This is a genomic window from Microcystis sp. M_QC_C_20170808_M9Col, assembly GCF_007095495.1.
GTDB lineage: Bacteria > Cyanobacteriota > Cyanobacteriia > Cyanobacteriales > Microcystaceae > Microcystis > Microcystis aeruginosa.
In genome coordinates, this window is sequence record NZ_SFBZ01000020.1 from 1 (window position 1) to 9,464 (window position 9,464).

The following is a 9,464-nucleotide window of genomic DNA, read 5'->3' on the forward strand; positions in this document are numbered from 1 at the left end:
TAGGGTTTGCGGCAAAAAGTTTTTCGGTGGTGGCAGGGTGTGGGGTGTGGGGTGTGGGGTGTGGGGTTTTACCAGTTTTGAGGTGGCCAATTACCTAATTTTCAGGGAAAAAGTGCCTAAATTTCCCCCCGATCACTCCCAGAGCCAGTACTTTTTGATTGACAAAAGATCTAAAAGTCTTACCCAACAAGGTTTTTAGATTTATTCAGCCAGCCCTATATAACTGTTTTTGATCTTCTCTGTTTGGAGAAATTGCGATAAAATTAACGATCATAGCGATCAATAAAAAAATTTTATGGTTGTCACTGTTAATAATTCCCTGACACTAAGGGAATTTCTGCAATTACCAGAAACTAAACCCCGCAAGGAATTTATTGACGGTCAAATTATTCCTAAACCAATGCCCCAAGGTAAACATAGCACTATTCAAGGTGATTTGGTTCCGGCTATTAACGCTAGTCTAAAACCCCAACGAATTGCCCGTGCCTATCCTGAATTGCGTTGTACTTTTGGCAGTCGTTCTCTAGTTCCTGATGTTTCAGTTTTTCTCTGGGAAAATATTCCTCGCGATGGCGAGGGAAAAGTATTAAATACTTTTGCGATCGCTCCTGACTGGTTAATTGAAATTCTCTCTCCAGATCAAAATCAGACTAAAGTTGTTAAAAATATTCTTTATTGTCTAGATCACGGCACTCAAATGGGTTGGTTAATCGATCCAGAAGAAGAAATTATCTTTGTTTATTTTAGTGATCGAACTATCGCTATTTTTGAATCAGAAAATGCTCTTTTACCCGTCCCCGCTTTTGCTACGAATTTTCAAATCACCCTCGGTCAATTATTTGACTGGTTAAGAGGTTAACGGATTATCAGTTATCAGTTATCAGTTAAGTAGCTGGTTATAATTAAATTAAAAATGGATTTTAGGTTCGATCCCCCCTTAATCCCCCCTTAATAAGGGGGGCATCTGATAATTTTTAACGCATACCTACTTATCAGTTATCAGATATGAGTTATCAGATATGAGTTTTTAGTTTCCAGATTTGAGTTATCAGTTCACTGATTACTGTTCACTGATTACTGATAACTGATGACTGATAACTGTTTAGGTGACACTTTGAAACAATTGAGTCCAATCGAGATTGGGTGCGTCTGAGGGGGCAACAATTTCGAGAATTTTATTGTTAGCGGCGGGATAAAATAGGGATTCTACGCAAACCGAGGCCACTTTCGTGCGGGGAATACTGCCCTCAGAAAGGGTATCGGCGGATGACATTTTAATGGCATTAAGATTATCATCGTTTTTGAGGCCTCCGGGGCGCACAATCGTGTAGGTTAGTCCACTATTGATTAAATAGTCTTCCGCTTGTTTTTTCCAGAATAAAATTAACCAAAAGAGATTGAGAGGATGGAAAAAGTTCGATACACAGAGGGAAGTAACGAGAACAAAATGCTCGATTCCTTTCTTTTTTGCGGCATCGATGAGATTTTTAGTTCCCAAGTAGTCCACTAACAAAGGTTCCGTGGGATTAAAACTCGGTCTGGCTCCCGTGGCGCATAGCAAAACGCTACAATCAGCGATGAGTGCCTCTAACTTATCGGCCTGTTGGACATCTCCGACGACGATTTCCACCCCTGCTGGCAAAATTTCCGCCGCTTTCTCGCGGTTTCTCACCAAAGCGCGTACGGGAATCTGACGTTCGACTAATTGGGCAACGATTCTCCGTCCCGTTTCCCCCGTGGCTCCTGCTACAAATGCTTTCATCGCTTATTGACCTAATAGTTTTTAACAATACGTTACACTAATCTCAATTCTACAAATTTCCCTGATCCTTTGGCAGTTAATCCCCAACTGTTTCTAGCACTATCATTTTCCAGGTTTTAAGTCATGCAGCGTCCCCCCATTAACTCCCTAGCTCGCGAATCTGTAGAAGTCAAAGAAGACAATCAATTTCTCGGTTTTCAAACCCATTTTGCCGGATGTATGGATATGTATAGCAATCAGGACAAGGTTGCCGATTATCTGGGCGCTCACGAAGGTTGGTTTTGTCGTTGTGCCGAACCGATGAAAACTCTGCCCTTCGGTGACAATGGTTATATTATCACCATCGGTAAATATGGAGCTTTTGGCTATGAACTGGAGCCGAAAATCGCTGTGGTTCTGGAACTTCCCGTCAATGGAGTCTATCATACTCGCAGTGTTCCCATTCCCGATCAACCGTTTTTAGGCTATCTAGTGGATTATCAGGCAATTATGAAACTAGAGGAAATGCCGCTATCTTCTCCTAGTCGGGAAATTGAGGCAATTTTTCGGCAACAGGGACGGGATATTCCGGCGGTTATCACCCAAGTCACCTGGGAACTGCGTATGGATGTTATGGTTAAGTTTCCCAAGTTTATTTATAAGATTCCCCGTCCCATTCTCCAAAAAACCGGTGATAAACTGTTGACGCAAATTGTTCGCCAAGTTTCCCCTCGCTTAACCTACAAAGTTCAAGAGGATTTTCACTCTAGCTTTAATTTACCCCTACCCCCTGCCTCCAGTCGTCTTTTCCATCGTCTCGACTCATCCGAGGTTGGGCTGCTTGCCTAGGGTTTGGGGAGTCTGTCAACAGTAATCAGTAGAGCTTGCTGATGGGAAACCAAGGAAAAATAAAGATTTGCTAACGGTGCTGGTCAGTCTAAGCTAGAATTATTAAGAAATGTTTACTTGTAAAAATAAACCTAAGACTACTTCAATATTTTATGTCTCTGCCTATCCGTAACGTTGCTATCATTGCTCACGTTGACCACGGGAAAACCACCCTCGTCGATGCACTCCTCAAACAGTCGGGAATCTTTCGAGAAGGGGAAGATGTACCCACCTGCGTCATGGATTCCAATGACCTCGAAAGAGAACGCGGTATCACCATTCTGGCCAAAAACACCGCCGTTCGTTACCAAGACACCCTGATTAACATCGTCGATACTCCCGGTCACGCCGACTTTGGTGGCGAAGTGGAACGGGTTTTAGGTATGGTGGACGGTTGTATCCTGATTGTCGATGCCAACGAGGGGCCGATGCCCCAGACGCGTTTTGTGCTGAAAAAAGCCCTAGAAAAGGGATTAAGACCGATTGTCGTGGTCAATAAAATCGATCGCCCTAACGTCGATCCTAACCTAGCCGTGGACAAAGTTTTCGATCTGTTTGTGGAACTGGGTGCCGATGACGACCAATGTGATTTTACTACTCTGTTCGCTTCCGGGATGCAAGGATTCGCCAAAGAAAGCCTCGAAGACGAAGACAAAGATATGCAGCCCCTCTTTGAAGCGATTTTACACCACGTTCCACCACCGGCCGGGGACGTTAACAAACCCCTACAGCTGCAAGTAACCACCCTCGATTACTCGGAATACTTAGGACGCATCGTTATCGGCCGCATCCATAACGGCGTAATTAAAGCTGGTCAACAGGCAGCTTTAGTAAAGGATACGGGCGCGGTTGTCAAGGGTAAAATAACAAAACTTCTTGGTTTTGAAGGTCTTAAACGGGTGGAACTAAACGAGGCCAGCGCCGGTAATATCGTTGCTGTGGCTGGTTTTGCCGACGCTAACATCGGGGAAACCGTAACTTTAGCCGATGACCCGCAAGCTTTACCCCTAATTAAAGTCGATGAACCGACCCTACAAATGACCTTCTCGGTGAACGATTCTCCCTTTGCCGGTCAGGAAGGCACTTTTGTCACCTCGCGGCAAATTCGCGATCGTCTGATGCGAGAATTAGAAACTAACGTCGCCCTGCGGGTGGAAGAAAGTGATTCTGCCGAGAAATTCCTAGTTTCGGGACGGGGAGAACTGCATTTAGGCATTCTCATCGAAACCATGCGTCGGGAAGGCTACGAATTCCAAGTATCGCAGCCGCAGGTTATCTACCGGGAAATTAACGGTCAACCCTGTGAACCCTACGAATACCTCGTTTTAGATGTACCCGAAGAAGCGGTGGGTTCCAGTATCGAACGTCTCGGCCAACGGAAAGGGGAAATGCAGGATATGCAGACGGGCAGCAATGGCCGTACTCAATTGGAATTCGTGATTCCGGCCCGGGGTTTAATCGGTTTCCGGGGGGAATTTATCCGTCTGAGTCGCGGTGAGGGGATTATGAACCATAGTTTTCTCGAATATCGTCCTTTCTCCGGGGAATTGGCCACCCGTTACAATGGCGTGATTACTGCCTTTGAGGAAGGAGTCGCCACTTTCTACTCCCTCAAAAACGCCGAGGACCGGGGAGTATTCTTTATTACTCCGGGGACAAAAGTGTATAAAAACATGATTATCGGCGAAAGTAACCGGCCTCAGGACGTGGAGATCAATATCTGCAAAACTAAACAGTTAACTAACCATCGTTCCGCCACCGGGGATGAATTGGTTCAGTTACAATCCCCCGTGGATATGAGTCTCGAACGCGCCCTCGAATACATTGGATCAGATGAGTTGGTGGAAATTACCCCGAAATCGATCCGTCTGCGTAAATTACCGGTGAAAAAGTTAGCCAAACGTTAATCGGTTTTGACAAAATCCGGCGGCAATTTTGCCATGGCCGTTGCTGCTAAAAGGGGCAGCAATGGCTCGAAGATGATCGGTAATTGGTTAAGATTGAGATCTAACAAAGAAATCCACTCAGATTTTCAACAAAACTGAGATGATAGAAAAAAGTGCCTTGAGTTTGAGGGTAAAGAATCTGCTGTGAGCTATTCTGCTACTTTGATGCGACATCCGATGTTTCCCGCCGCGTCGGACAGCAATCGTCTTCGTCTCTTTTCGGGATCCGCTAATGTATCTCTTGCCCAAGAGGTGGCCCGTTATCTGGGCATGGATGTGGGTCCGATGATTCGTAAACGTTTCGCCGATGGTGAATTGTACATCCAGATTCAGGAATCGATCCGGGGCTGCGATGTCTATTTAATTCAACCCTGTTGCAATCCCGTCAACGATCACTTGATGGAATTGTTGATCATGATTGATGCCTGTCGTCGTGCTTCTGCCCGACAAATTACCGCCGTAATTCCCTATTATGGTTATGCTCGCGCCGATCGCAAAACCGCCGGCCGGGAATCGATCGCCGCTAAACTGGTGGCTAATCTGATCACGGAAGCGGGGGCAAGTCGCGTGTTGGCCATGGATTTGCATTCGTCCCAAATTCAAGGTTATTTCGATATTCCCTTCGATCACGTTTACGGTTCCCCAGTGGTGGTGGACTATCTTCTCAGTAAAAAATTACCCGATATCGTCGTGGTTTCTCCCGATGTGGGTGGGGTGGCTAGGGCGCGGGCTTTTGCCAAAAAACTCAGTGATGCGCCCCTAGCAATTATTGATAAACGCCGGCAAACCCATAATGTGGCGGAAGTGATGAACTTGATCGGCGATGTTAAGGATAAAACGGCGGTTTTAGTCGATGATATGATCGATACGGCTGGTACGATCGCTCAAGGGGCGCAGTTACTGAAGGCCAAGGGGGCGCGACAGGTTTATGCTTGTGCCACCCATCCGGTTTTTTCTGGTCCTGCGATCGAGCGTTTATCTAGTGGCATAGTCGAGGAAGTGATCGTGACCAACACGATTCCCGTCCCCCAAGAACATTTTTTCCCGCAACTGAAAGTCTTGCCGGTTGCCCCGATTCTGGGGGAGGCCATATGGCGCATTCATGAGGACAATTCCGTGAGTAATATGTTCAAATAGATGGCCGAATCCCCCTAGTTTTAGGGGGAATTTTTATATTTATTTTGTTGACATTAATTCTGATTTGTGGCAGCGTCGGGGTTGTCAAGTCCTCCCAGACGATTGAAGGGCCAAAAACGCACCACGGCGCGACCGATTAAGTTTTCCCGGGGAACGAAGCCCCAAGCGTGGGAATCATAACTATTATTGCGATTATCGCCCAAAACCAAATATTGATCGGGGGGAACTGTCACCGGTCCGTAAGCATAATTAGGTTCTTCGGCGATATACTTTTCCGCTAAAACTTTACCGTTGACGTGAACTAGACCGTTTTTGACTTGCACCTTATCCCCCGGCAGTCCAATCACCCGTTTAATAAAAGCATCATGAAAATTTTGAGCTTTCAGGGCGGCTGTCGGACTAAAAACCACTATATCACCCCGTTCTGGCTTCTGAAAATGATAGCTAACTTTCTCGATAATTAGGCGATCGTTAATCTGGAGAGTGGGTTCCATGGAAGAAGAGGGAATATAACGGGCCTCGGCCACAAAAGTGCGGATGCCAAAAGCCAAAATTCCAGCCGTGACAATGGTTTTAACTGCTTCTAGCCAAGGATTTTCTTGGGGGACGGGAGGAGGAGAGGGTTTTTCGGATTTATGGTTCAAGCTTTCAGCCATAGAATTTAAACTTTTGAGAAGGATTAAGCCAATACGCTCTTTAATGTTCTAGTCTAGTGATAGTAGCAGCGTAGATAATATTTTAAGACAATTTTCCCACATATACTGGATCACTGTTAATTTGTCAACGCCGCACCCTGCTGCCTGAAGGGGAATTTCCTCGGGGGTAGAAAAAGGCAATGCAGTCTCTCAAAAAGGCAAGTTTTTCGCCGCTATTAAAGTAAAAGCTTGATAATTCGAGGATTGAAGCCCTAATCTCCCTTAAAAGTCTCTTCTCCGTCACTACTTAGACCTATGTTTGCACAAATTCCCGAACGATCAATGCACTATCTGCGATGGGTTGTTACCATCGCTTGGTTAATTCTGATATTTTCTCTGTTTTTTGACCCGATTTCGGCACAATTAACCGATACTAATAATCTCTCTAGTCCCCTGAGAGTTGCTCCCGATGTGTGCATTAAAGTCCAGGGAGTTTGCTTACCCCAATCCTCCTATCAGTTAGCTGCGCCGATTTTTTGGGGAATAGTGGTTCCTAGTAGCATTTTTATCTTATTAGTATTCGGTCACGAACTCTGGCGGCGTATCTGTCCTTTATCCTTTCTTTCTCAAATACCGCGCGCTTTGGGTAAACAGCGTCAGAAAAAATACACCGATAAATCGGGGAAAGTCCGCTATGAAATCTATAAAGTGCCGAAAAACTCTTTTTTAGCTCGGAATTATCTCTATCTACAATTAAGTCTGTTATTTTTGGGTTTATGCGGACGGATTCTCTTTGATAATTCCGATCGCTTAGTCTTAGGCAGCTTTTTAATCTTTACTATTCTAGTGGCGATCTTTGTGGGTTATTGGTATGGGGGCAAATCTTGGTGTAACTATTTCTGTCCCATGAGTCCAGTGGAAAGGATTTACGGTGAACCGAGGGGTTTACTAAATAGTACCGCTCACGAAGACAGTCGCGGTGGGATTACTCAATCTATGTGTCGTATTGTCCGGGAAGATGGTAGCGAACAAAGTGCCTGTGTTGCCTGTCAGAGTCCCTGTATCGATATCGATGCGGAAAGATCCTATTGGGATGGGATTACTAACAGAGATCGCCAATGGCTTTATTACGGTTATTTTGGCTTAGTTTTTGGCTATGCTATCTATTATTATCTCTATGCTGGCAATTGGGACTATTATTTCTCTGGAGCTTGGGCGCACGAAGAAAATCAACTAGAATCCCTCTTTCAACCGGGTTTTTATCTTGCTGGTCAGGCAATTGCGATTCCGAAGCTGGTAGCTGTCCCCTTAACTTTGGCAATCTGCACTTTTTTGGGCTACTTTCTCGGTAAAAAAGTTGAAAATGCCTATAAAGTCTATAGAATCCGCAAAAAGTCGCCCTTACCGACCGAAATTATCCGTCACCGCGTCTTTACTGTCGGAACTTTTCTGATTTTCAATTTCTTCTTTATTTTCGCTGGTCGTCCTTTTATTAATCTTTTGCCAAAATTTTGGTATTATTTCGCTGATATTTTACCGGCTGTTTTGAGTAGTTTATGGTTATATCGCACCTGGACAAGGGATCCGGGCCGTTACCAACGAGAAGGACTAGCGGGAAGATTGCGTAAACAGTTGGGTAAACTGGGTCTCGATACGGCTAAATATCTTGATCGGCGATCGCTGTCAGCTTTGGACGCGGATGAGGTGTATGTGTTAGCCAAGATACTGCCGGATTTCACACACCAGAAGTGTTTAAAAGCCTATAAAGCCTTGTTAAAAGAGGCTTTGGAGGAGGGATATACTGACTTCGGCCACAGCCTCGAAATCCTAGAACAAATGCGCTTAGAGTTGACGATTACCGAGGCCGAACATCAGGCAATTCTAACGGAGTTGGGTGTGGAATCGGCCGAACTTCTCGATCCGGACAAGCAGTATAGTCGCGAGGATTGGTTGCGTTTGCAGAGTTACCGCGATGCTTTGTTGGAAAGTTTGTTGGTGACTTGGAAAAAAGACCCCGATCGCCGGGTGGGGTCAGAATTGCTGCAAGTGTTAACCGGTAAGAGTTCCAGGGAGGCGATCAAGCATTTATTGACGGAATTGCCGGCCTCGGAAACGGAAACTGTCGAGTCTTTGCGTCGGGAGTACGGAGTTACCGGTCAGGAGGAGGAAACGATTCTCCATCGTCCTCTGTCCCGTCAATTATGGCAAAATATCGCCCGCGCTTTTCAGGTCTTTGATCGTCTATCTTTTAGTAGTGACAGCGATCGTGATCAACAGGAAAGAATTTTATTGGAAAGATTCCAGCTATTCGATAGTGATGGCTCCGGACAAATTAGCCTTGAGGAGTTAAAAGCTTGTCTTCAGGCGATCGAACCGGGGGTGACAGACAAGGAAATCGAAGCTATGTTACACCATGCCGATACAAGTCGCGATAATCAGATTAGTTTTCCAGAATTTCGCAACCTACTGCACCAATTCCACAAATAAACTGTCTTCAGTTAAGGAGTCTTTATTTTCCCTGACTCCTTATTCCTTGAAAAAATAGCTGTTCGCAGGCAGGCACGGATTCCCATTATACTAGAAAGTATAAGTCAAGTTGAGGGCTTTTGTCAAGCTTTTTTAAGAAAAAATTTCGAGGTTTTGCTGAACTGTATGAGGGTAAATCCGATAGGGACTATAGAGAGGGAGATTTAATGGCAAAATGTAGTATATTTGTTTCTATTTCAGTTATGGTTTCTGGAAATCGCTGATTGTTAAAATTGATCTGCTCGGAATATAGATGATAGGCTGTATTGTAAAAGTTACGAAGGATAAAAGCAATAAATATGCTGGGTGTTAAAGGGGAGGACACTGGAATTCGGCAGTTTTTGAATTGTCCTAGGGTGAGATGACATCTGGGGTGATGAATCTCTTGAAAATTATCAGGATCGTAATCAAATCTAATCGGTACAGCTACAATATTTTTGGCGATAATATCGGCAAATATCTCGTCTTCTTCATATATAGCAATTCTCTGACTTATGAGGTACAGTAGCAACAGTGAGTAAACCAATTGCGAATATCTTTTTGAGTAACTTCTAACATAGCCAATTCAATCCCTTCTATTAAGTCTTTGTA

8 protein-coding genes and 1 pseudogene are annotated in these 9,464 nt (G+C 44.8%); 5 read left to right on the top strand and 4 right to left on the bottom strand.

Translation table 11 applies throughout. The features are described from left to right. Positions 1 to 295: 295 nt before the first annotated feature. Positions 296 to 859 carry a Uma2 family endonuclease gene (locus tag EWV68_RS01360; protein ID WP_150976256.1) on the top strand — a complete coding sequence of 188 codons (564 nt, stop codon included), beginning with the start codon at positions 296 to 298 and terminating at the stop codon, positions 857 to 859. 243 nt (positions 860 to 1,102) lie between these two features. On the opposite strand, the gene EWV68_RS01365 is transcribed toward EWV68_RS01360, so the two are convergent. Further along, a complete protein-coding gene (locus EWV68_RS01365; RefSeq protein ID WP_287168570.1) occupies positions 1,103 to 1,762 on the bottom strand; it encodes an SDR family oxidoreductase in 660 nt (219 codons plus the stop codon). A 123-nt stretch (positions 1,763 to 1,885) separates the two neighbouring features. Between EWV68_RS01365 and EWV68_RS01370 the strand changes: the two genes are divergently transcribed. From EWV68_RS01370 to EWV68_RS01380, 3 genes are all read left to right on the top strand, one after another. Further along, positions 1,886 to 2,590, top strand: a complete 705-nt coding sequence (locus EWV68_RS01370) for a DUF1997 domain-containing protein (protein ID WP_061430303.1) — start codon at positions 1,886 to 1,888, stop codon at positions 2,588 to 2,590. Positions 2,591 to 2,742: 152 nt separating this feature from the next. Then, positions 2,743 to 4,536, top strand: a complete 1,794-nt coding sequence (gene typA / locus EWV68_RS01375; protein WP_287168571.1) for a translational GTPase TypA — start codon at positions 2,743 to 2,745, stop codon at positions 4,534 to 4,536. A 204-nt stretch (positions 4,537 to 4,740) separates the two neighbouring features. Further along, positions 4,741 to 5,712, top strand: coding sequence for a ribose-phosphate pyrophosphokinase (locus EWV68_RS01380; protein ID WP_190359357.1), 972 nt, complete (start codon positions 4,741 to 4,743; stop codon positions 5,710 to 5,712). A 53-nt stretch (positions 5,713 to 5,765) separates the two neighbouring features. On the opposite strand, the gene lepB is transcribed toward EWV68_RS01380, so the two are convergent. Beyond that, on the bottom strand, positions 5,766 to 6,368 hold the full coding sequence (lepB, locus tag EWV68_RS01385; RefSeq protein WP_061430300.1) for a signal peptidase I: 603 nt from the start codon (positions 6,366 to 6,368) through the stop codon (positions 5,766 to 5,768). 294 nt (positions 6,369 to 6,662) lie between these two features. On the opposite strand from lepB, the gene EWV68_RS01390 reads away from it, so the two are divergent. Continuing rightward, positions 6,663 to 8,834, top strand: coding sequence for an EF-hand domain-containing protein (locus EWV68_RS01390; RefSeq protein ID WP_287168572.1), 2,172 nt, complete (start codon positions 6,663 to 6,665; stop codon positions 8,832 to 8,834). Between the two features lie 187 nt (positions 8,835 to 9,021). Here the strand turns inward: EWV68_RS01390 and EWV68_RS01395 are convergent, their stop codons facing one another. Together EWV68_RS01395 and EWV68_RS01400 are read right to left on the bottom strand one after the other, a co-directional pair. Next, entirely contained in the window at positions 9,022 to 9,399 is a 378-nt protein-coding gene (locus tag EWV68_RS01395) for a DUF2290 domain-containing protein (protein WP_353737377.1), read from the bottom strand. Then, positions 9,366 to 9,464, bottom strand: a pseudogene (locus tag EWV68_RS01400) (IS630-like element ISMae26 family transposase); the annotation flags it as partial. The pseudogene EWV68_RS01400 and the gene EWV68_RS01395, both read right to left, overlap by 34 nt.

What these genes read in the sequence shown, in the direction of transcription:
- EWV68_RS01360 (WP_150976256.1), top strand. Translation starts at nt 296, where the DNA reads ATGGTTGTCACTGTTAATAATTCCCTGACACTAAGGGAATTTCTGCAA.
- EWV68_RS01365 (WP_287168570.1), bottom strand. Translation starts at nt 1,762, where the DNA reads ATGAAAGCATTTGTAGCAGGAGCCACGGGGGAAACGGGACGGAGAATC.
- EWV68_RS01370 (WP_061430303.1), top strand. Translation starts at nt 1,886, where the DNA reads ATGCAGCGTCCCCCCATTAACTCCCTAGCTCGCGAATCTGTAGAAGTC.
- typA (WP_287168571.1), top strand. Translation starts at nt 2,743, where the DNA reads ATGTCTCTGCCTATCCGTAACGTTGCTATCATTGCTCACGTTGACCAC.
- EWV68_RS01380 (WP_190359357.1), top strand. Translation starts at nt 4,741, where the DNA reads ATGCGACATCCGATGTTTCCCGCCGCGTCGGACAGCAATCGTCTTCGT.
- lepB (WP_061430300.1), bottom strand. Translation starts at nt 6,368, where the DNA reads ATGGCTGAAAGCTTGAACCATAAATCCGAAAAACCCTCTCCTCCTCCC.
- EWV68_RS01390 (WP_287168572.1), top strand. Translation starts at nt 6,663, where the DNA reads ATGTTTGCACAAATTCCCGAACGATCAATGCACTATCTGCGATGGGTT.